Source organism: Brevundimonas vancanneytii, from assembly GCF_901421975.1.
Taxonomy (GTDB): Bacteria; Pseudomonadota; Alphaproteobacteria; order Caulobacterales; family Caulobacteraceae; genus Brevundimonas; species Brevundimonas diminuta.
The window spans coordinates 321,978-343,421 of sequence record NZ_LR588407.1; the positions used below are offsets into that span (position 1 = coordinate 321,978).

Below are 21,444 nucleotides of genomic sequence, written 5' to 3' on the forward strand. Positions count from 1 at the left end.
GCGCTTAGTGGAAATCCCGCGACCCCGGCAGGATGCGCACGTCGCGCGGATGCCGGTGCGACGGGCGTCGCGGCGGTTGCGGATTAGCGACGACATCGGCGCGGGCGAGCTGGATGTCGGCTTCGTGGTCCTCTGACAGGCGGGACAACTCGGCGCTGCGGTCGATGACGCGGCGGGCGACGACGTGGACCACGCCTTCGGGACTTTTCTCGACGACGCCTTCGACCTGCATCAGGCGGGCGCCCATGATCTCGCGTCGGTACTGGTCCAGCATCCGCGCCCACAGGACCACGTTGGTGATGCCGGTCTCGTCCTCCAGGGTGACGAAGACGGCGTTGCCCTTGCCCGGCCGCTGACGCACCAGCACCACGCCGGCGACCCGCACGATGGAGCCGCCGCGCCTGGCTTCGGTTTCGGCGCAGGTCAGGACCCGGTCAGCGGCGAAGACGGGGCGCAGGATGGCGATGGGGTGGGCCTTCAGCGACAGGCGCGCGGTCTGGTAGTCGGCGGCGACATGCTCTCCCAGCGGCATCAGGGGTAGATGGGCGTCGGGCTCCGCGCCCAGTTCGCGAGCGCCGCGTTCGCGCGCCTCGGCGGCGGCGAACAGGGGCAGGGGATCATCGCCGGGCAGGCGGCGCACCGCCCATAGAGCCTCGCGACGATCCTGTCCCAGGGAGCGGAAGGCGTCGGCGTCGGCCAGCTTGCGCATGCCGGCGGCGGGCAGTTCAGCGCGCCGGGCCAGGGTTTCGATATCGACGAAAGGCGCCACGGCCCGCGCCGCGGACAGGGCGTTGGCCCAATCCTCCCTGAAGCCGTCGATCTGGCGCAGGCCCAGACGCAGGACGGGGGCGTCCGCAGGCCCTTCCAGGCTGTTGTCCCAGTCGCTGTGCGAGACGTCGATGGGGCGCACCTCGACCCCGCCGACTTCCTGCGCCTCGCGCACGATCTGGGCGGGGGCGTAGAAGCCCATGGGCTGGCTGTTCAGCAGGGCGCAAGCGAAGGCCGCCGGGTGGCGGTACTTGATCCAGGAAGAGACATAGACCAGCCGGGCGAAGCTGGCGGCGTGGCTTTCGGGAAAGCCGTAGGAGCCGAAGCCCTTGATCTGTTCGAAGCAGCGCCGCGCGAAGTCTGGATCATAGCCGCGCGCGATCATCCGCCCGACCATGCGGTCTTCATAGGTGTGCAGGGTCCCGTCACCTCGGAACGTGCCCATGGCCTTGCGCAGGCCGTTGGCCTCGGCGTCCGTGAAGCGGGCGGCGACCATGGCGACCTTCATGGCCTGTTCCTGGAACAGGGGGACGCCCAGGGTCCGGTGCAGCACCTGTTTCAACTCGTCAGGCGGACCATAGAGGCGGCCGGGCGGTGGATAGTGAACCTCTTCCACGCCGTTGCGGCGACGCAGGTAGGGATGGACCATGTCCCCCTGGATCGGACCGGGGCGGACGATGGCAACCTGAATCACCAGATCGTAGAACTCTCGCGGCCTCAGCCGCGGCAGCATGTTGATCTGGGCGCGGCTCTCGACCTGGAAGACGCCGATGGACTGGCCCCGGCACAGCATGTCGTAGACCTGGGGTTCCTCCGGCGGGACGGAGGCGAGGTCGTGCTCGACGCCTGAATGGGCTTTCATCAGGTCGAAGGCCTTACGGATGCAGGTCAGCATCCCCAAGGCCAGTACGTCGACCTTCATCAGGCCCAGGGCGTCGATGTCGTCCTTGTCCCATTCGATGAAGGTGCGCTCCGCCATGGCGGCGTTGCCGATGGGGACAGTTTCGTCCAACCGTCCCTGGGTCAGGACGAAGCCGCCGACGTGTTGAGACAGATGGCGCGGAAAGCCGAGCAGGCGCGTGGCCATGCGCACGGCGCGATCGACCATCGGATTGGCGGCGTCCAGACCGGCCTGTTCGATCTGGCGGCCGCTGATCTCGGAGCCCCAATTGCCCCACTGGGTCGAGGCCAGGCGCGCGGTGACGTCCTCGGTCAGGCCCAGGACCTTTCCCACCTCGCGGATGGCGCTGCGGGGCGATAGCGGATGACGGTGGCGGCGATGCCGGCGCGATGCCGGCCATAGCGCTCATAGATGTATTGGATGATCTCCTCGCGCCGCTCGTGCTCGAAGTCGACGTCGATGTCGGGCGGCTCGTCGCGGTTGGAGGACAGGAACCGCTCGAACAACAGGTCGTGGCAGGCCGGATCGACGCTGGTGATCCCCAGGACGTAGCAGACCGCCGAGTTGGCGGCCGATCCGCGCCCCTGGCACAGGATGCCCTTGTTCTCGGCCGTACGGACGATGTCGTGGATGGTCAGGAAATAGGGGGCCAGGCTGCGCTCGGCGATGAAGGCCAGCTCCTTCGCAAGCAGGGTCGTGACCTTGGGCGGCGCGCCGTCCGGATAACGGAGGAGGGTGCGGCGACGCACCAGTTCTTCCAGCCAGCCCTGAGGTGTTTCGCCGGGCGGTACGGGCTCCTCAGGGTATTCATACTTCAGGTTGCTCAGATCGAAGGTCGCGCGCGACAGGAAGGCGGTCGTTTCGTTCACCGCCTCTGGCGCATCTTTGAACAGGCGGGCCATTTCGTCCTCGGGCTTCAGCCAGCGCTCGGCGTTGGCCTCCAGCCGACGGCCGGCGGTTTCGATGGTCGCGCCTTCGCGGATGCAGGTCAGGACGTCCTGCAGATCGCGGTCTTCAGGGGCGGCGTAGAGGACATCGTTGAGCGCCAGCAAGGGGACCTCCACCCGCTCCGCCATGGCCTTGAGCCGGGCCAGCCGGCGCCGGTCGTCGCCGCGCCTGTGCAGGGCGGCGCCCAGCCAGACTGCGCCCGGCGCCGCCGCGTTCATGCGGGCCAACACCTCTTCCAGCCCCGTCAGCCGATCCGGCGGGACGAGGATCAGCAGCAGGTCCTCAGGATCGACCAGCAGGTCGCGCAGGCCGATCTCGCACTCCCCCTTCTTCGCCCGTCTGTTGCCCAGGGTCAGCAGGCGCGTCAGCCGCCCCCAGCCCGCCCGTGTCTCCGGATAGGCGATGACGTCCGGCGTCCCGTCGTTGAAAACCAACCGCGCCCCGCTCAGCAGGCGAAAGTCCGCCGCGCGACGCTTCACCTCTTCGGACAGGGCCGGATCGTTCAGCGGGTCCTCGATGAAGGCGATCTCGCCGGGGCTGCCGCCGTCGCGCATCCTGTCCGGCGGGGCCAGGCCCTCGACGCGTATCTCCTTCAGCGCGCTCCAGGCCCTCACCACGCCCGCCACGGTGTTGCGATCGGCCAGCCCCAGTCCGGCGTGGCCGCGCAGGATCGCCGTCAGCACCAGGTCCTTGGGATGCGAGGCGCCGCGCAGGAAGGAGAAGTTGCTGGCCGTCGCCAGCTCGGCGTAGGCGCCGCAAGGATCGAGCCTCCTCATGCGAACAGGCCGTGGATGAACCAGCGCGGCTCGGGCGTCTCGCCATAGAGGCCCTGGCGGAACAGCCAGAAGCGACGGCCGTCCCGATCCTCGACCCGGTAGTAGTCGCGGGTGCGCTGGCCCGGCGCGCGCCACCATTCGCCGCTGATCCGCTCGGGCCCTTCTGCGCGCGTCACCTCGTGCAGGACGCGACGCCAGCGGAACTTCAGCGGATAGCCGTCGGGCACCTCCGCCAGGGTTTCGACCGGCTGGGGCGGGTCGAACATCTGCAGGGGCCGCAAGGGCGGATCGTCGGGATCGAGATCGGTCCAGGTCTCGTCGCCATGACGGGCGGCGGCCGGGACCAGCCGCGCCGCGCGTTCGGGAATGTGCGAGGCGAAAGGCTCGAAGCGCAGCACGGCCTCCGGTCCCAGACGCGCGGTCAGCCGGTCGATCAGGTGGCTGAAGGCCTCCTCGCCGGGCGTCTCGCGTTCCAGTCCCTGCTGGGTCGGAGCCAAAGCCTGGGTCCAGGGCACGGACATCCGCATCTGATCGAAGCCGAAGCCGGGGTCCAGCGGGGCGGCCAGGGCCGCCATCCGCTCGCGGAACAGCCGCAGCGTCGCAGGGGCGTCGCGGGTCGGACGGCCGGTGCGGACGACGATGCGGCGCGTCTCGCCGTCCACGCGATAGAAGGCGGCCTCGAAGGCGCGGCCGCCCAGGCCCGTCTGATCCAGCCTGTCCATGGTCTCGACCAGCAGGTCGGACAAAACCCGCTCCACGTCCTCGGGCGCCGAGATTGGCTCGAAGAAGACGCGATCGACGACCACGGGTGCGGGAGGCCGATACGGGGTGATGCGCATGTCTTCGTCGCCCAGAACCCGCGCCAGTCGGGTCGGGAAGTCGGCGCCGAAACGGGCGGCCAGGGGCGCGCGGGGCCGGTCGTCCAGATCGGCCAGCCGTTTCAGGCCCAGACGGCGCAGGGCCTCGTCCTCCTTGTCCGATAACTCCAGGGCGGCGACCGGCAAGCGGCGCGCGACGGCGCGGTCCTGCCCGGGCTCGAACCGACCGCCGGGTCCAAAGCGGGCCAGCGCGCGCGCGATCTGGGGCGTGCCGGCCAGTGCGCACCGGATTTTGAGTCCGGCGCGTTCGGCCCGCGCCTGGACCGTCCGCATCAGGCCTGTCTCTCCGCCGAACAGGTGGGCGCAGCCGGTCACGTCCAGCATCAGGCCGTGCGGCGGATCGAGCGCGATCATGGGGGTGAAGCGGCCGAAATCCTCCAGCACCCGCCCCAGCAGAGCGTCGTCGAGATCCGGTCGATGGGCGACGACGCGCAAGGCGGGGGTCCGCGCCCGCGCGTCGGCCAGGGCCAGGCCGGGGGTCAGCCCCATCCGCGCCGCCGCTGGATCGACGGCCGCTAGCCGCAGCGCGCCCTTGATCTTCTCGGCCAGGACGACGGGGGGCGCATCCTCAGGCGGCGCGTCGTCCCGCTGCTCCTGACGCCGCAGCCGGTCGCTGGGCAGCCATGGGAACCAGACCGCCAGATAGCGGCGCGGGCGGGCGGAAGGTTCGCTGTTCACGATCCCACTCCATGATCCAGGTCCCGATCGCCCCGCCGCCGCGCCGCCGCAGCAGGGTCGCCGAAAAAGACGGCCGTCCCGGCGCTCCGCCTTCCAGAGGTTCTGACGCGCAGGACGCCACCGACCAGCGGGTCTCGGCCGCGCTGGGACAGGGCAGGGCCCCCGCCCGGGCCAGGAACAGGGTCGCGCCGCCCGTCTCGGCCGCCAGCGCCAGTCGCCGGCTGGCCGTCAGGGTGAAGGCCTTGGCCTCGCCCCAGGCGCTCAACAGCACGGCGCCCACGGCGGGACTGCGCAGGGCTTCTTCGCCGACGGCCAGCAGGGTCTGCACGTCGCGCGTCCGCACCAGCAGCAGGTCGCGCGGCGACAGGCCCATCTCATGCAAGCCCGGCCCGTGCGGCCGTCCCGCCTCCTGGGCCATCATCTCATGCAGGCCCCAGACGATGGGCCGCCCCGCCGCCGCCCGCAGCGCCATGCCCAGCCCGAAGGCGTTGACCGCCACGGCATCGGCGGGCGCGGAGGCGTAGAGATCATGCAGAACGCCCGTGGCCAGCGGGGCAGAGGCGTCGTCGCTTCCCGCGCGCACGCCCGCGCCGACGCGACGACCGCCGGCCCGATCCAGGGCCTCCAGGCGCGTCTTCAGCGCTGTCAAAGCGTCAGGCTGTGAACAAATGTTCCTCATTTGTTCTATATGCGCGCCAACCCCCTGGGGGAGTCAAGCGAAGCGGGAGGCAAGGCTCAATACGGTTATCGACAACGACCGATTCTGGCGTTTGGTTGGCCTCGCTCCCCACTTCGACGTCGTGCAAACGCGGGCGTGTCTGAAGCCTCCAGCCGAACGCCTGCCCCAATCGTGTCGTCAGCGGGCAAAAAAACCACCCCCAAGTTTTGAAGCACTGTGACCAACAGGTTGGCGTTTGCGCGGTTGATCGGCGCGAAGTCGTTCGTCGCTTCGGCGCGCTTGATGGTGTTGACGGCCAGCCCTGTGCGCTCCGACAGGTCCAGGACCGACAGATTCAGAAGGCCTCGGGCGCCGCGCAGCTGGGCGCCTGTCGGATGATTGGGGGAGCGCGCTCGAGGTGTCTTCATAATTAAATTTGACTCTTTAGACTCATTTTGAATTCATGGACTCATTATCAACGTAGAGTCTTATCTGTCCATGAAGAACCAATTCGAATTGAATTGTCCCATTCACGGAGCGCAGTTGAAGCGCGCGAAATGTCGGCGCTGCAACGCCCTCTATATGAGCGCCTATATGCGCCAGCGACGTCGCCGCGATCCGGTTGCGGCCTTGCTGGAGCGGGCGCGGGAAAGGGCGGCGCGTCTAGGCCTTCCGTTCAACCTGCGCCGTAGCGACGTGGTGGTGCCGCCGGTTTGCCCTGTGTTCGGCATGCCGCTGGCGGCAGGTTCTCAACGATCGAGCGGATCGCCTTCGCTGGACCGCATCAGGCCTGCCCTGGGCTATGTGCGCGGGAATGTTCGCGTTATCAGCGACCGGGCCAATCGCCTCAAGGGCGCCTGTACGCAGGAGCAGGCCAGGGAGCGCGCTCAGTCGGCGCTCCCGCCGCGTCGACCTGACCTGGAAAAGATCGCGGCCTATATCGAACGGGAGGAGCTTCTGGCGGAGGTGCGCCGGAAGGCTGCGCAAGGCGGTCGTGCAGGCGCCGAATGGGAGAAGGTGGCGGTCTTTCTGGACAAGGCCTTCGTCGCTGCGGACTGGATGCGGAAAGATCAGAGGACGTGATCTGTTGATGTGCGCATATCATTTCTTAACAAAAACAACAAGATAAGCGATTTTTCTTGTTGCGATCGGAACGCTGTTCGGTATATATGGGCGGCGACGACAAATGACACCCGTTGGGGTGTCTGTCCCGGTATCCCGCCGGTCGCCTCTAGCGATTGTCGTCTTTGACGATCGAGTTCGCTGTTTTGCCCCATGTAGAGCGTTATCTTCACGACCGCAGGTCTGACGCCATCACGTCTTCGACCCCCGCTTCGCCTGACTGTGGCGGCGCGTCTCGCCTTTCCTGACGGCTCCGTCTCGGTGCGCACCCTGCGGTTGGAGGCCAGCCGGGGGCGCCTGGTCATCGAGCGGATCGGCAACAAGGATTTCACCACTCTGGCCGCCATCGAAGCGATGAGGGAACTGTGCCGCGTCCCGCCCAACCCCCGCGCCTCTATCTGCGCGAACGAAAGGGCCGAGAGGCCCGCTATGTCATCCTCGACCGTGGACGTGAAATCGGCACGGGCTTTGGCGAGTCGGACCAGCGAGGCGCTGAAGAAGCGTTCGGCCGCTATCTAGCCGACAAGCACCGGCCTGATTTCGGCGATGGCCATCCGTCCAAGGTCGCCGTCGCCGACGCGCTGACCTATTATCTGGAATCTCTGCGGGACGATCATTCCGGTCCGGAGCCCTATCATGTCGACCGTCTGCTGGAGGGTTTTGGGAGACCTGACCTGCGACGCGATCAACATCGATGCCTGCCGGAAGTACGTGAAGGCGAGAACCGGCGGCGCCCATGGGCGCAGGCCGGTGGTGGAGGCCACCGCCCGGCGTGAACTCGAGACCTTGGCGGCGGCGCTGAACCTGCTCCATCGCCATGGAAAACTGGATCGGCCGATCCCGATCGCGAAGCCGGATGCGGGACAGCCTAATGAGCGCTGGCTTACGCGGATGGAAGCGGCGCGGCTTCTACGCGGGGCGTTGGGGTATGAGGCGGTCGGCGTTGATGACCAGGGCGGCGTCAAAGCGTGGCGTCGTGTCGCTGAGCCCAACTATCATGTGGCCCGCTTCATCCTGATCGCACTCTATACGGCGACGCGCCATTCGGCCGTGTTGTCCCTGCGCTGGATGCGGAACCCGACGGCGGGTTCGGTCGATCTGGCCACGGAAACCATCCATCGTCGGGGCACGGCGGAGCGGGAAACGCGGAAGCGTCGGCCGCCCTGTCCGATCCCGCATCGGCTGATGCCGCACCTGCGGCGGTGGCGCAGACTGACGATCCACGGCCCCTGCGAATACGATGGGGAGATCATCCAGCGTCAGCGCAGCGGCTTTGAAAGCGCCAAGGAGCGAGCAGGTCTGGGGGCGGACGTGACGCCGCACACGTTGAAGCACACCTGCATCACCTGGCTGCTTCAGAAGGGGGTTCCGACCTGGCAGGTCGCGGGCTTCACCGGCACCAGCGAGGGGCTGATCACCAGGGTCTATGGGCACCACAGCCCGAACTACATGGAGGAAGCGCGCTCAGCGATTGGTCGGCGATGACCTGGGCGGGGAGCGTTTCATGGGCGTTTCCTGGGCGGCGCGCTCTCCCGGAGGGGGAGCAGTTCCAAAAAACCTAGGAAAGAGAATGGTGGACGCGACAGGGATTGAACCTGTGACCCCTACGATGTCAACGTAGTGCTCTCCCGCTGAGCTACGCGTCCGCCTGTTCTGCGGCCCCTCGGCTGTTGAGCCGGTGGGCGGGAAGGCGGCGTCTATAACCCGCAGTTTGCGGGGCCTGCAAGGGGCTTTGACGCCTTTCTTCGACTTTTCTTTCGCTTAGGCCGCGATCATGCGTTCGACCTCGTTCACCAGGTCGCGCAGGTGGACGGGTTTGGACAGAACCTTGGCCTGGGGCGAGGCCTGGGCGGCGCTGAGGGCGACGGCGGCGAAGCCGGTGATGAACATGATGCGCAGGCCCGGCTGGCGGGCGGCGGCGACGCGGGCGACCTCGATCCCGTCGGCGCCCGGCATGACGATGTCGGTCAGCAGCAGGTCGTAGGGCCCCTGGTCCAGGGCGTCGATGGCGTCGTCGCCGTTCTCGCAGGCCACGACCTCATGATCGGCCCGCTCTAGGGCGCGGGTCAGGAAGCCGCGAAGAGAATTGTCGTCTTCGGCCAGAAGAATGCGCGCCATGATCGTATCGAAACCGTTGGGGAATTGGCGGCCAACCTAGGCCTAGCCGGGTAAACCGGCGATGAAGACGAACGGGGGCGCGGCGGCATCGGGACGCGCCTTCCGTTGCGAAGCAGGCTATGGCGAAGGCATGGATGCGCCTCAGCCGCCCTTCTGGATCGTTCCGGCGGACGCCGGGCGGGCGACGCCTCTGGTGTTCGCCTCGCCGCATTCGGGCGACCTCTATCCCGACGACATGGGGGCGACGGCCTCTGCGCGCGCGGTTCGCAGCGCCGAAGACGCGGCCGTGGATCAGTTGATCGACTGCGCGCCGGGGGAGGGGGCGAGCCTGATCGCTGCGCGTATCGGTCGGGCCTATGTCGATCTGAACCGGGCGCCGGACGAGTGGGATCCGGCCCTGATCGTCGATGCGGTCGCGTCGCGCGTCAGCGCCAAGGCCCAGGCCGGCTATGGCGTGCTGGCGCGGTTGGCGGGCGACGGGACGCCTCTTTATGGGCGACGGCTGACGCGGAGCGAGGCGGAGGCGCGGGTGGCGCGGGTGCACGCCCCCTATCACGCGGCCCTGGCGGAGATGATGCGGGCGGCGCGGGGCGCGGTCCGGGCGGGCGGTGTTGATCGACTGGCATTCCATGCCCGCACGGGCGACGAACGGGGCGGTGGACGTGGTGCTGGGCGACCGGCACGGGACCAGTTGCGAGGCGCTGCTGACGCGACATCTGCGGCGCTTGTTCGAGGCGCAAGGGCTGACGGTGGGGCTGAACCGGCCCTATGCGGGCGGCTATGCGACCCAGATCTGGGGGCGGCCGGACGAGGGCTTTCAGGCGGTTCAGGTGGAGCTGAGCCGGGGACTGTACTGGGATGAGGCGGCCTGGGCGCCGTCGCCGGGGTGGAAGCGCTGCCGCTCGGCCCTGCGGCGGGTGATCGCCGAGCTTTGCGCCGACCAGCGCGCCTGAGCGGCGGTCGAGACGAAAAAAGAGCCGCGCCAAACGGCGCGGCTTTGGAAAGTCTATAGGGAGGAAACGCCCAGGAAGGGCAAGACGCTCGAAAGCGTCGAAAGCCAAGTTAGTTTGCAGCGCACAAAAACACAAGTCCCGATTCAATCATATACAATCACGGGGTGTTACGAAGTTCGACGCTCAATCCCATGATCCTGAAATGCGGGCGTGCTTCGTTGATTTCGCAGTTGCGAGATGATCAGCCCCGCTCCAGCAGGCGGCGAGCCTGTCGAATGGCGCCGGCGGCGGGCGAGGCCAGCTGCCGCCAGGCCAGGAGGGCGAACACCGACACCGCTCCCAACATCAGCCATAGCGGCCCGAACAGCCAGGCGGCGGCGGCCAGGGCGAAATAATAGCCGCGAACGCCCTGATTGAAGTTGGTCAGGGCGGGGTTGAGCACCCGCGCCACGGCGCGGCCATAGGCGACGCGGTCGGCCTCTTCGTGGATTTCCGGCGCGGCGCCGATCAGGGCGACGGTGTAGTTCAACTGACGCAGCGACCAGATGAAGTCGAGGAAGCCGCGCGCCAGGCACAGCAGCACCAGGGCCAGCTTGGCCTCCATCAGGCGCGGCGTGACGGGCTCGGCGCCGACGGCCGCGAAACCGCGTATGGCCGCTTCGCCCCCGAACAGCACCCCGGCCACGGCGGCGATCAACAGCAGATTGGTCGAGGCGAAGAAGGAGCCGGAGTTGATCGAATGGCCCATCAGCTGGCTGTCGATCAGCCGCATCTCGCGGTGGGTCATGGCGCGCATCCAGGCGTCGCGCACCGCCAGCATGTCCATGTTGAGCGAACCGCTGCGCCGCGCCACCAGGCGGATCAGCGGGCCGTAGCCCAGCCAGGCGACGACAAAGACGAACAGGGCGATCCAATCAAACAGACTCATGCCTGATTGACGCCACGTCGGCCGCCGCAAGGCAAGCGTGATCGCCGCGACGCTTGCCGTAAAGCCGCGCAAAGCTTATCACGCGCGTCAATTCTCCCCGTTCGCACCTGCAACAAGAGCGTATCATGAACATCGACGCCATCCCGGTCGGCCCCAACGCGCCGTGGGACATCAACGTCATCATCGAGATCCCGCAGGGCGGCCTGCCGGTGAAGTACGAAATGGACAAGGAATCGGGCGCCCTGTTCGTCGACCGCTTCCTGCACACCGCCATGTACTATCCGGGCAACTACGGCTTCGTGCCGCACACCCTGTCGGACGACGGCGATCCCTGCGACGTGATCGTGCTGAACCCGACGCCGGTGGTGCCCGGCTGCGTCATCCGTTCGCGTCCGATCGGCGTGCTGAAGATGGTCGATGAAGCCGGCGGCGACGAAAAGATCCTGGCCGTGCCGGTCGACAAGCTGAACCCCTATTACACCGAGGTCTCCAGCTACCGTCAGCTGCCCGCCATCCTGATCGAGCAGATCGAGCACTTCTTCACCCGCTACAAGGATCTGGAGAAGGGCAAGTCGGTCACGGTCAAGGGCTGGGGCGACGCTGGCGAGGCCGCCGAGCTGATCGCCGCCGGCATGGCCGCCCACCAGGCCAAGCTGGCCGCCAAGGGCGACGTCGCCGCCTGAGGCAAGGCGAAATCTGAATAACAAAGGCCCCGCTGGCGAACCGGCGGGGCTTTTTTAATCGCGAGTTTCTTCACAGATGTTCAGCCCTGAGTTGGGGCTAACTCGACATCCACGGCCACATTCAAATGTGCCGGTTTCCGATCTTCCAAGTGCATCAAGCTTGTCATTAGCAGAGGCTCTGCAAGCTTCGAATGACCTGAAGCTACCGATCTCTACGGATGTCGTGAGATCGTTTTGGTTCGGATAGATCCACCCCTTCCAATCATTTTTACTTCCGCACCCAGCCACTGCCAAACATGAGAGCAAGGTGGCTAGTGGTTTAAACGAGCGCTTGAGTTTCAAGTTCTAGCCCGGAACGCCGCGATCGCCTCGACGGTCTGGCGCACCTTGGCCTCGATGCCGGCCCAGTCCTTCGTCTGAATGGCGGCCTCGGTGATCAGCTTGGACCCCATTCCGGTCGCCACGATGCCGGCGCCGAACCATTTGGCGATGGAGGCTTCGTCCGGGTCGACCCCGCCGGTCGGCATGATCTTGCTCCAGGGCATGGGGCCCAGCACCGCCTTGACGAAGTCCGGTCCGCCGACGGATGCGCCGGGGAACAGCTTGACGATCTCGCAGCCCAGCTCCTGCGCCTCGGAGATGTCGCGCACCGAGCCGCAGCCGGGCGAATAGGCCACCTGGCGACGGTTGCAGACGCGGGCGACCTCTGGGACCAGGCAGGGGCTGATGACGAAGCGCGCGCCCGACGCCAGGTAGAGGGCCGCCGTCGGCGCATCCAGGATCGAGCCGACGCCCATGATGATGTCGGGGTCGGTGCGCGCGAACTCTGTCGACAGGGCGGTGAAGGTCTCCCAGGCGAAGTCGCCGCGATTGGTGAACTCGATCGCCTTGGCGCCGCCGCGCGCGCAGGCCCGGATCACCTCGACGCAGACCTCGAAATCGGGGTGATAGAAGACCGGCACCACGCCCTGGGTTTCAAGGGCGGTGAGCACGCTGAGGCGGTCGTGGCGCATGGGGTCTCCTTCGCAAGTCTGACGGCCGCAGATCGACGGTCGCCGCCCTTGGCGTCAAGGGCGGCGGGGATCAATCCTGGTAAACGCCGCTATTCGGCGGTCGCCAGCTCCACCAGCCGCTTCACCATGGCGCTGTCCGCATCGGCCAGAGGGTCCAAAACGGTGAAGTGATCGGCCCCCTCGACGATCTCGACATGGGTGTCGGCGCCCTTGCCGCCCCAGGCGGCGGCCATCTCGCGGCTTTGGCGGACGAACTCATGGCTTTCGTTTCCACCCACCCAGCAGTCCAGGGCGGTGCCGCCGGGCGTCGCGCCGTTCGGCGCGGGCCAGTGGATCGGCGACAGGGCGCGCGCGACCGGCGTATCCAGCTTCAGCGCCTCGTTCAGCGAGGTGTGAACCAACGGCTCCAGGTCGAACACGCCCGAGATCGCCAGCGCCGCGCGCGCCCGGCCTTCGGATAGCATGCCCGCGGCCATATGGCCGCCGACCGAATGGCCGAACACCAGCGGCCGTTTGCCGGTGCGGGCGCGGACGAACTCTGTCGCCTCGCGCATCTGGCCGATGATCTTGCCGACCGTGACGGCGGGCGCCAGGTCGTAGCCGGGGACGACGACGCTGATCCCATGCTCCAGCAGGGCGGGCGCCACCCAGGCGAACCAGCCGCGGTCCAGCGCCTGCCAGTAGCCGCCGTGCATGAAGACGGCGACGGGCGCGCCCGCGCCCGCGTCGAACCATTCCATCTTCTGCCGTTCGGACGGGCCGTATTCGATCGTCTCGGGCCGCCGGGCGTCGATCACCCGCAGCGAGTCCTTGCGCCAGCGATCCAGAATGGCGGGGTGGCCCGGCACGCGGGCGCGGTTATTATAGGCCGCCTCATAGGCCGCGGCCCGTTCCATCTGCGTCGCCTCGGGCGACAAAGCCTTACCCATGTCGTCTCCATCCGCTAGAGACCTCCGCTTGAACGGGAGGCTTGAAGGCCATGATGACCGCCATTTTCGTCTTCATCAAATGCGAGTTGGGCTACGCCAACGATGTTGCGGCCGATCTGGTCGATAATGTCGAGAATGTGAGCGAGGTCTATTCGACGTCGGGCCAGCATGACCTGCTGGCCAAGTTCCAGCTGCCCAAGGACGCCGACATCGGCACCTTCGTGACCAAGCAGGTCCAGACGCGCCCGCACATCCGCGACACCTTCACCGTCATCACCTTCTCGCCCTTCCTGCCCTCGAAGAAGTAGGGTTCCGTTTTCAAAAAGGACCGGCTAGCGTCCTTCCCAAGCAAGAACGCGAGGGAGGGCGGCCATGGCCGATCTGGAGACGTTCCGCGCGCAGACGCGCGCCTGGCTGGAGGCGAACTGCCCGCCGGAGTGTCGCGGCGCGCCGCCGCTTGAGGCGGATATGGTCTGGGGCGGGCGCAACGCCGTCTATCCGACCCCTGCGCACAAGGTCTGGCTGGAGCGCATGGCCGAACGTGGCTGGACCGCGCCGGAATGGCCGCGCGAATACGGCGGCGGCGGGCTGAGCCGCGAAGAGGCCAAGGTGCTGGCCGCCGAGCTGCGCCGCATCAAGGCCCATCCGGCGCTCTACAGTTTCGGCGTCTGGATGCTGGGGCCGGCCCTGCTGGCCTTCGGTACGGAAGAACAGAAGCAGCGCTTCCTGCCGCCCATCGTGCGCGGCGAGATCCGTTGGTGTCAGGGCTATTCCGAACCGGGCGCAGGCTCCGACCTCGCCTCCGTCCAGACCCGCGCCGTGGATCAGGGCGACCACTGGATCGTCAACGGCCAGAAGATCTGGACCTCCTACGCCGACAAGGCCGACTGGATCTTCTGCCTGGTCCGCACCGACCCTGAGGCGCCCAAGCATCTGGGCATCAGCTTCGTGCTGTTCGACATGGCGACGCCGGGCGTGACGACACGGCCCATCACACTGATCAGCGGCAAGTCGCCCTTCTGCGAGACCTTCTTCGACGACGTGCGGGTCGAGAAGGAGAACCTGATCGGCGCGCTGAACCGCGGCTGGGACGTGGCCAAGGCCCTGCTGGCGCATGAGCGGACCATGATCGGCGCCATGGGCGACACTGGCGTCGGCCGCCCGCTGGGACAGGTCGCGGCCGATAATCTGGGGCTGGACGAGGCCGGGCGGCTGGACGAGCCGCTGCTGCGCGCCCGCATCGCCGATTACGACATCGACGCCGCCGCCTTCCGTCTGGCGATGGAGCGGGCGGGCGATCAGATGAAGGCGAAGCAGGCCCATCCGGCCATCGCCTCCATCCTGAAATACTACGGCTCGGAGCTGAACAAGCGCCGCCACGAACTGGCCATGGCGGCGGGCGGATCGGAGGCGCTGGAATGGGAAGGCGACCGCTCGAACGACGGCCAGGCCGCCCGCGACTGGCTGCGCACCAAGGCTAACTCCATCGAGGGCGGCACCAGCGAAGTCCAGCTCAACATCATCGCCAAACACCTGCTGCAACTGCCGGGAGCCTGAGCCCATGCCCCTGATCCTGACCGAAGAGCAGACCCTGCTTCAGGACGCCGCCGACGGCTTCCTGAAAGAACACGCGCCCATCGCCCACTTGCGCCAGTTGCGCGACAGCCGCGACCCCGACGGCGTCTCGCGCGACCTATGGCGGGCGTTCGGCGAGATGGGCTTTTCCGGCGTCGTCATCCCTGAGGAAGACGGCGGATCGGGCCTCGGCGCCGTCGAGGCGGGCGTCATCGCCGAAAGTCTGGGCCGCACCCTGACGCCGTCGCCCTTCATGGGCTCGTCCGTGCTGGCGGCGACGGTGCTGAAGACGGCGGGATCAGAGGCGCAGAAGGCCTGGCTGGCGAAGATCGCAGCGGGCGAGGCCATCGTCAGCCTCGCCGTCGACGAAGGCCCCAAACACGCGCCCGCGAAGATCGCCACGCGCGCCGAACGGTCCGGCAACGGCTTCAAACTGAACGGCGCCAAGGGCTTCGTGCTGGACGGCCACGTCGCCGACGCCCTGATCGTGGCGGCGCAGACCGATGATGGCCTGACCCTGTTCCTGATCGATCCGGCGACGCCGGGCGTGACGGTCGAGCGTACCGTCATGGTCGACGCCCACAACGCCGCCCGCGTGACCTTGAGCGAGGTTCAGGTCGACGCCGACGCTGTCATCGGCGCTGTAGGCGAGGGGCAAGGTCCGCTGGACGCCGCCCTGACGCTGGGCCGCGCCTGCGCCGCTTCGTCCCTGGTCGGGGCGGGGGATCAGGCGTTCAAGACGACGCTGGACTACCTGAAAACCCGCAAGCAGTTCGGCAAATTGATCGGCGAGTTTCAGGCTCTGCAGCACCGCGCCGCCCACCTGTTCACCGAGCTGGAGCTGGCCAAGGCGGCCACGCTGGCCGCGCTTCAGGCCATCGACGCGGGCCGCCCCGACGCCGAACAGGCCGCGGGGATCGCCAAGGCCAAGGCCGGCCGCGTCGCCGAACTGGCGGTGCAGGAGGCGGTCCAGATGCACGGCGGCGTCGGCATGACCGACGAGTTCGACGTCGGCCTGTTCATGAAGCGCGTCCGCGTCCTGAACGAGCTGCTCGGCGACGCCCACTTCCACGCCGAACGCCTGGCCAGAGCGCAAGGATTCTGACGCTTCCCGTTTGATCCAGGGGCAAAGCCGTGCGGCTCGGGGTGACGGTTGGGCGATGATCGCTTACACCTCCCGGCAAGGGAGAAACGACATGACGCGATCCAACGCGCCTGCCTATCAGACAGGCTTCGCCAACCACTTCGCCACCGAGGCGGTGGACGGCGCCCTGCCGGTCGGCCGCAACTCGCCGCAGCGCCCGGCGCTGGGCCTCTATGCCGAACAGCTGTCGGGCGCGGCCTTCACCGCTCCGCGCGACCACAATCTGCGCAGCTGGCTGTATCGCCTGCGGCCCTCGGCCCAGCACGGGCCGTATCAGCCGTTCGCGCAAGGCCGCGTGCGCTCCGGCCCTTTCACCGAGACGCCGCCCAATCCCAACCGGATGCGTTGGGATCCCCTGCCCATGCCGGACCAGCCGACCGACTGGGTCGAGGGGCTGACCACTTATGGCGGAAACGGCGACGCCGATTCCGGGACGGGCGTGGGCGTCCACCTCTATGTCGCCAACCGTTCGATGGTCGATCGCGTCTTCTATTCGGCCGACGGCGAGCTGCTGATCGTGCCGCAGCAGGGGGCGCAGCGCTTCGTCACCGAGATGGGCGTGATCGAGGCGGCGCCGGGCCATATCGTCGTCATCCCGCGCGGCGTGCGCTTCCGCGTCGAGGTCGACGGTGAGGCGCGCGGCTATGTCTGCGAGAACTACGGTGCGCCCTTCCGCCTGCCGGATCTCGGCCCCATCGGCTCCAACGGCCTGGCCAATCCGCGCGACTTCGAGACGCCGGTCGCCGCTTTCGAGGACGTGGATCGCCCGACCGAGTGCGTCCAGAAATACGGCGGCCAGCTATGGGCCACGACCTTCGACCACAGTCCGCTGGACGTGGTGGCCTGGCACGGCAACTACGCCCCCTATCGTTATGATACGGAGCGGTTCAACACCATCGGCACGGTCAGCTTCGACCATCCGGACCCGTCGATCTTCACCGTCCTGACCTCGCCCAGCGACACGCCGGGCACGGCCAACTGCGACTTCGTCATCTTCCCGCCGCGCTGGATGGTGGCCGAGGACACCTTCCGTCCGCCGTGGTTCCACCGCAACGTCATGAGCGAGTTCATGGGGCTGATCTTCGGCGAGTACGACGCCAAGGCGGGCGGCTTCGCCCCCGGCGGGGCCAGCCTGCACAACCGTATGAGCGGCCACGGACCGGATCAGGGCAGCTGGGACGGCGCGACCAAGGCGGACCTCAAACCGCACAAGATCGAGAACACCCTGGCCTTCATGTTCGAGACGCGGATGCCGATCCGCACCACGGCCTGGGCGGAACAGACGCCGTTGATGCAGCTGGACTACGACGACTGCTGGACCGGCTTCGAGAAGGGCAAGGTCTGACCGCCTTCAAAGCGATATGAAAAGGGCCCCGCCGCGATCGCGACGGGGCCCTTGTTCTGTGCGGTGCCCGCTTAGGACTTCGGCGGGGTGTTCGAGGTGGTCATGCCGCCGTCGCGATTGCCGGCCTCAGCCTTGATGGCGTCGGCCTTTTCATCGGCTTTCTGCTCCACGGCGTCCGCCTGAGCGTTCAGGGCGTCGGCCTGGGCTGCGGTCGGGGCGGCGTCGGCCTGGTTCTCAAGCTGGGTCGCCGTCACATCGGCCTGGGCCTCGACGGCGTCGGCGCGGGCGTCGGCTTCCTTTTCGGCCGGGTTCTGGCAGGCGGCCAGACCGGTCAGGGCGGCGATGGAGACGGCGGCGAGAACGAGTTTGCGCATGATGGTGCTCCAGATGGTTGAGCCTTGGAAACTCGCTGGATCACATTCGGTTCACGCGCCTGTGATCACATTTTCAGCCGGCCTCGGCGAAGGCCACGCGCGCTGCGCCCAGCAAGGCGGCGTGTTTATGCAGGATCACCTTGGTCGGAATGGCGGCCATATAGTCCTGGAACCGACCCTTGCGCTCGAACCGTCGACGGAAGGGGCTGGCCTGGATGAAGGGCAGGATGCGCGGCGCGATCCCGCCGGCGATATAGACCCCGCCGCGCGCGCCGGTGGTCAGTGCGATGTCCCCGGCGACCGCTCCCAGCATGGCGCAGAAACGGGCCAGGGTGGCGCCGCAGGGGCTGGTCGGATCCTCCAGCGCCTGGGCGGTGATCTGGGCGGGATCGTCGATATGGGTCTCGCGGCCGTCGATCTCGGCCAGGGCGCGGTGCAGGTTCAGGAGGCCCGGCCCGCAGATCAGCCGTTCGATCGAGACGCGGTCGTAGCGGCGGCGCAGGATGCGCAGGACTTCGTCCTCGACTTCGTCGCCTGGCGCGAAACAGGCGTGGCCGCCCTCGCTGGGCAGGGCCATCTCGCGGCCGTGGGCGTCGCGCGCCAGGGCGGAGACGCCGAAACCCGTTCCCGGCCCGACCAGGGCGATGGCGGCGTGGGGATCGCCCTGGGCCGGGCCGCCCAGAGACGCCAGTTCGTCTTCGGGCACGACGGGCGCGCCCCAAGCCAGGGCCTCGAAGTCGTTGATCAGGCGGATCGGGTTCAGCCCCAGCGTCTGAAGATCGCCCTCCGACACGCGCCAGGGGGAGTTGGTCAGGTCGATGGCGCCGTCCGTCACCGGCCCGGCCACGGCGATGACGCCGCCCGTCGGCTTGACCGGGCAGCCGTCAAGATAGGCCTTCACGCCGTCCAGAAAGGTCGGGTGGGTCTCGGCGGGGAAGCTCTCGAAATGCTCCAGCCGGGGGCGACCGTTGACCATGCGGGCCAGGGCGAAGCGGGCGTTTGTGCCGCCGACGTCGCCGACCAGAAGCAGGGGATCGGTCATACGGTTCTCCTTCAGGCGTCCACGGCGCGATCGACCAGGTTGGGATCGGGCGGGCCGTCGTCGTGGCCGTTCGCGCCGATGGGGGCGACGAAACAGACGCTGGCCCCTTCCTCCGCCGTCGACACCGCCTGACGGAAGGCGCCGAACAGCTCACGGCCATAGCCCCAGGAGGAGCCCTCGGCATGGGCGCGCGAGCGCGTCGCCGCCTGACGCACGCCCAGATCGCCGACGCCGACGGTGGTCAGCACCCCCGCCTCGGGGTCTAGCCGGATCACGTCGCCGTCGCGCACGTGGGCCAGGGGGCCGCCTGCCAGCGCTTCGGGGCTGACGTGGATGGCGGCGGGCGTCTTGCCGCTGGCGCCCGACATGCGACCGTCGGTGACGAAGGCGACCTTGAAGCCCTTGTCCTGCAGCACGGATAGAGCAGGCGACAGGCTGTGCAGTTCGGGCATGCCGTTGGCGCGCGGCCCCTGGAAGCGCAGCACCACCACCACGTCGCGATTCAGCTTTCCGTCCTTGAAGGCTTGAAGCGCATCTTCCTGGGTTTCGAACACGGCGGCGGGGGCCTCGACGATGCGGTTCTCAGGCTTCACCGCCGAGATCTTGATGACCGCACGGCCCAGATCGCCTTGCACCAGCCGCAGGCCGCCCTCGCGGTCGAACGGGTCCGAGGCGGGGCGCAGGATGCTGAGGTCCAGACTCTCCTTCACCGTGTCGCGCCAGACCAGTGCGCCGTCCTCCAGCCGGGGCTCCTTGAAATAAGGCTCCAGCCCTTGGCCCATAATGGTGGTCACATCGGCATGCAGATGGCCCGCATCGGCCAGTTCGCGGGTGACGAAGGCGACCCCGCCCGCCGCCTGAAAGGCGTTCACATCGGCCGATCCGTTCGGATAGACCCGCGCCAGCAGCGGCGTGACCGACGACAGCTGGTCCATGTCGGTCCAGTCGATCAGCACCCCCGCCGCGCGCGCCATGGCGACCAGATGGATGGCGTGATTGGTCGAGCCGCCGGTGGCCAGCAGGGCGACGATCATGTTGACGATGGTCTTTTCCGACACGACGTCGGCCATGCGTCCGCGCCCCTCGCGCGCCAGCTCGATCGCCCGCTTGGCCGCCGCCGCCGTCAGGGCGTCGCGCAGGCCGGTGTCGGGGTGAACGAAAGCGGTCGAGGGCAGGTGCAGCCCGGCGATCTCCATCATCATCTGATTGGAATTGGCCGTGCCGTAGAAGGTGCAGGTGCCGGGCGAGTGATAGGAGGCGATCTCGCTTTTCAGCAGTTCGGCGCGGTCGATCAGGCCTTGGGCGTATTCGGCGCGGATGCGGGCCTTCTCGGCGTTGGGAAGGCCGCTGGGCATCGGCCCCGCCGGGGCGAAGACGACCGGCAGATGGCCGAACGCCAGCGCCCCCATGAACAGTCCGGGCACGATCTTGTCGCACACCCCCAGCATCAGGGCGGCGTCGAAGGCGTCGTGGGTCAGGGCCACCCCTGTCGACATGGCGATGACGTCGCGGCTGAACAGGCTCAGCTCCATGCCGGGGCGGCCTTGGGTGACGCCGTCGCACATGGCCGGTGTCCCGCCCGCCACCTGGGCCGTGGCGCCGACCTCGCGGGCGGCCTTGCGGATTATCTCCGGAAAGCGCTCGAACGGCTGATGCGCCGACAGCATGTCGTTATAGGCGGTGACGACGCCGAGGTTGGGCTGGGCGCCGGTCATGGCGGTCAGCTTGTCCGCCACCGTCTGCCCGGCGAAGGCGTGGGCCCAGTTGGCGCAGGACAGCTTGGCCCGTCCCGACCCGGAGCCGGTCGCCGCGTCCATGCGGCGCAGATAGTCGGCGCGGGTCTTGCGGCTGCGTTCGACGATGCGGGCGGTGACCTCGGCCACCACAGGATTGAGCGCCATCAGTCGGCCTCCGTCCAGAACACTTCAAGGGGAGCGTTCGCCGCGATCAGGGCGGCGATGGGGCTGACGTCGGGATCGCTCGCCGCCTCACGCTCGAACACGGCGCGCTTCTTCGTCCCCGTCAGGGCCAGCACCACCCGCCGCGCCGAGACCAGCCACGGCAGGTTGAGCGTCAACCGCTCCTGCGGCGGCGCGGCGCCGTCGCGGCCGGCGGGCACGCCGTAGACGGCGGGTTTCAGGCCGGGCGTCAGCAGGGTGGTCAGCGTCGGACTGCCGGGGAACATCGAGCAGATATGCCCGTCCTCGCCCATGCCCAGCAGGACGGCGTCCAGCGGGCGGCCCTCAGCGGCCAGCGCCTGAGAGGCGAGGGCGGCCGCGCGATCCACCGTCACGGCGGGGCTGTAGAGCGGGATAAACCGCACGGCGGCGGCCGGGCCGGTCAGCAGGGTTTGTTTCAACAGGGCCGCGTTCGAGGCGGGTGAAGCTTCAGGCACATAGCGTTCATCCACCAAGGTCGCCGTGACCTTGGTCCAGTCGAGATCGGCCTGCGCCAACCGTGCATAGATGGGCGAGGGCGTCGATCCGCCCGACCCGGCGAACAGGGCGCGCCCGTTGGCGGTCAGAGCCTCCGCCAGCGCCCCGGCCAAGCGGTCGGCGGCGGCCTCGGCCCAAGTATCGCGGGTGGGGAGACTCTGGATCATGCCGACACT

The 21,444-nt window shown here is 68.0% G+C and carries 18 protein-coding genes, 1 tRNA gene and 2 pseudogenes; 9 read left to right on the forward strand and 12 right to left on the reverse strand.

The genetic code is table 11. The features are described 5' to 3' along the window. Positions 1 to 4: 4 nt before the first annotated feature. From FGL25_RS18070 to FGL25_RS01605, 3 genes and pseudogenes are all read right to left on the reverse strand, one after another. Positions 5 to 3,393, reverse strand: a pseudogene (locus FGL25_RS18070) (error-prone DNA polymerase). Then, complete coding sequence (locus tag FGL25_RS01600; RefSeq protein ID WP_252969951.1) at positions 3,390 to 4,949, reverse strand: Y-family DNA polymerase; 1,560 nt, start codon at positions 4,947 to 4,949, stop codon at positions 3,390 to 3,392. The pseudogene FGL25_RS18070 and the gene FGL25_RS01600 overlap by 4 nt, the downstream one beginning before the upstream one ends. Next, the gene (locus FGL25_RS01605) at positions 4,840 to 5,598 is read right to left on the reverse strand and encodes an ImuA family protein (protein WP_252969952.1); all 759 of its coding nucleotides are present in this window, start codon (positions 5,596 to 5,598) and stop codon (positions 4,840 to 4,842) included. Before FGL25_RS01605 ends, FGL25_RS01600 begins: the two co-directional genes overlap by 110 nt. A gap of 552 nt (positions 5,599 to 6,150) precedes the next feature. Here FGL25_RS01605 and FGL25_RS01615 point away from each other — a divergent pair. Both FGL25_RS01615 and FGL25_RS01625 read left to right on the forward strand, forming a co-directional pair. Next, entirely contained in the window at positions 6,151 to 6,690 is a 540-nt protein-coding gene (locus FGL25_RS01615; protein ID WP_252969953.1) for a hypothetical protein, read from the forward strand. A 675-nt stretch (positions 6,691 to 7,365) separates the two neighbouring features. Beyond that, positions 7,366 to 8,214: a site-specific integrase gene (locus FGL25_RS01625; RefSeq protein WP_197733792.1), complete on the forward strand. Its 849-nt coding sequence runs from the start codon at positions 7,366 to 7,368 to the stop codon at positions 8,212 to 8,214. An 86-nt stretch (positions 8,215 to 8,300) separates the two neighbouring features. Here FGL25_RS01625 and FGL25_RS01630 read toward each other — a convergent pair. Both FGL25_RS01630 and cpdR read right to left on the reverse strand, forming a co-directional pair. Next, a tRNA-Val gene (locus FGL25_RS01630) sits at positions 8,301 to 8,375 on the reverse strand. 115 nt (positions 8,376 to 8,490) lie between these two features. Then, entirely contained in the window at positions 8,491 to 8,847 is a 357-nt protein-coding gene (gene cpdR, locus FGL25_RS01635) for a cell cycle two-component system response regulator CpdR (RefSeq protein WP_003166166.1), read from the reverse strand. 235 nt (positions 8,848 to 9,082) lie between these two features. Between cpdR and FGL25_RS17145 the strand changes: the two are divergent. After that, positions 9,083 to 9,367: pseudogene (locus FGL25_RS17145) on the forward strand (N-formylglutamate amidohydrolase); the annotation flags it as partial. A 91-nt stretch (positions 9,368 to 9,458) separates the two neighbouring features. Then, on the forward strand, positions 9,459 to 9,800 hold the full coding sequence (locus FGL25_RS17150) for an N-formylglutamate amidohydrolase (RefSeq protein WP_252969954.1): 342 nt from the start codon (positions 9,459 to 9,461) through the stop codon (positions 9,798 to 9,800). Between the two features lie 241 nt (positions 9,801 to 10,041). Here the strand turns inward: FGL25_RS17150 and FGL25_RS01645 are convergent, their stop codons facing one another. Next, on the reverse strand, positions 10,042 to 10,728 hold the full coding sequence (locus tag FGL25_RS01645) for a DUF599 domain-containing protein (protein WP_003166164.1): 687 nt from the start codon (positions 10,726 to 10,728) through the stop codon (positions 10,042 to 10,044). A 125-nt stretch (positions 10,729 to 10,853) separates the two neighbouring features. On the opposite strand from FGL25_RS01645, the gene ppa reads away from it, so the two are divergent. After that, positions 10,854 to 11,411 carry an inorganic diphosphatase gene (ppa, locus tag FGL25_RS01650; protein WP_003166163.1) on the forward strand — a complete coding sequence of 186 codons (558 nt, stop codon included), beginning with the start codon at positions 10,854 to 10,856 and terminating at the stop codon, positions 11,409 to 11,411. A gap of 338 nt (positions 11,412 to 11,749) precedes the next feature. Here ppa and FGL25_RS01655 read toward each other — a convergent pair whose 3' ends face one another. Next, positions 11,750 to 12,424: a bifunctional 4-hydroxy-2-oxoglutarate aldolase/2-dehydro-3-deoxy-phosphogluconate aldolase gene (locus FGL25_RS01655; RefSeq protein WP_138140770.1), complete on the reverse strand. Its 675-nt coding sequence runs from the start codon at positions 12,422 to 12,424 to the stop codon at positions 11,750 to 11,752. A gap of 89 nt (positions 12,425 to 12,513) precedes the next feature. Further along, positions 12,514 to 13,353, reverse strand: a complete 840-nt coding sequence (locus FGL25_RS01660) for an alpha/beta hydrolase (protein WP_138140771.1) — start codon at positions 13,351 to 13,353, stop codon at positions 12,514 to 12,516. A gap of 50 nt (positions 13,354 to 13,403) precedes the next feature. On the opposite strand from FGL25_RS01660, the gene FGL25_RS01665 reads away from it, so the two are divergent. From FGL25_RS01665 to hmgA, 4 genes are all read left to right on the forward strand, one after another. Next, positions 13,404 to 13,661 carry an Lrp/AsnC ligand binding domain-containing protein gene (locus FGL25_RS01665; protein ID WP_040347054.1) on the forward strand — a complete coding sequence of 86 codons (258 nt, stop codon included), beginning with the start codon at positions 13,404 to 13,406 and terminating at the stop codon, positions 13,659 to 13,661. A gap of 64 nt (positions 13,662 to 13,725) precedes the next feature. Beyond that, positions 13,726 to 14,910, forward strand: a complete 1,185-nt coding sequence (locus FGL25_RS01670) for an acyl-CoA dehydrogenase family protein (RefSeq protein WP_138140772.1) — start codon at positions 13,726 to 13,728, stop codon at positions 14,908 to 14,910. A gap of 4 nt (positions 14,911 to 14,914) precedes the next feature. After that, positions 14,915 to 16,033, forward strand: coding sequence for an acyl-CoA dehydrogenase family protein (locus tag FGL25_RS01675; protein ID WP_138140773.1), 1,119 nt, complete (start codon positions 14,915 to 14,917; stop codon positions 16,031 to 16,033). 91 nt (positions 16,034 to 16,124) lie between these two features. Continuing rightward, a complete protein-coding gene (gene hmgA / locus FGL25_RS01680) occupies positions 16,125 to 17,417 on the forward strand; it encodes a homogentisate 1,2-dioxygenase (protein ID WP_138140774.1) in 1,293 nt (430 codons plus the stop codon). Positions 17,418 to 17,488: 71 nt separating this feature from the next. Here hmgA and FGL25_RS01685 read toward each other — a convergent pair whose 3' ends face one another. The 4 genes from FGL25_RS01685 to pgl form a co-directional block, all read right to left on the reverse strand. Next, positions 17,489 to 17,791, reverse strand: a complete 303-nt coding sequence (locus FGL25_RS01685; RefSeq protein WP_138140775.1) for a hypothetical protein — start codon at positions 17,789 to 17,791, stop codon at positions 17,489 to 17,491. Positions 17,792 to 17,864: 73 nt separating this feature from the next. Beyond that, positions 17,865 to 18,833 carry a glucokinase gene (gene glk, locus FGL25_RS01690; protein WP_138140776.1) on the reverse strand — a complete coding sequence of 323 codons (969 nt, stop codon included), beginning with the start codon at positions 18,831 to 18,833 and terminating at the stop codon, positions 17,865 to 17,867. Between the two features lie 11 nt (positions 18,834 to 18,844). Beyond that, a complete protein-coding gene (gene edd, locus FGL25_RS01695) occupies positions 18,845 to 20,734 on the reverse strand; it encodes a phosphogluconate dehydratase (protein ID WP_138140777.1) in 1,890 nt (629 codons plus the stop codon). After that, positions 20,734 to 21,435, reverse strand: coding sequence for a 6-phosphogluconolactonase (gene pgl / locus FGL25_RS01700; RefSeq protein ID WP_088410477.1), 702 nt, complete (start codon positions 21,433 to 21,435; stop codon positions 20,734 to 20,736). Before pgl ends, edd begins: the two co-directional genes overlap by 1 nt. Positions 21,436 to 21,444: the final 9 nt, after the last annotated feature.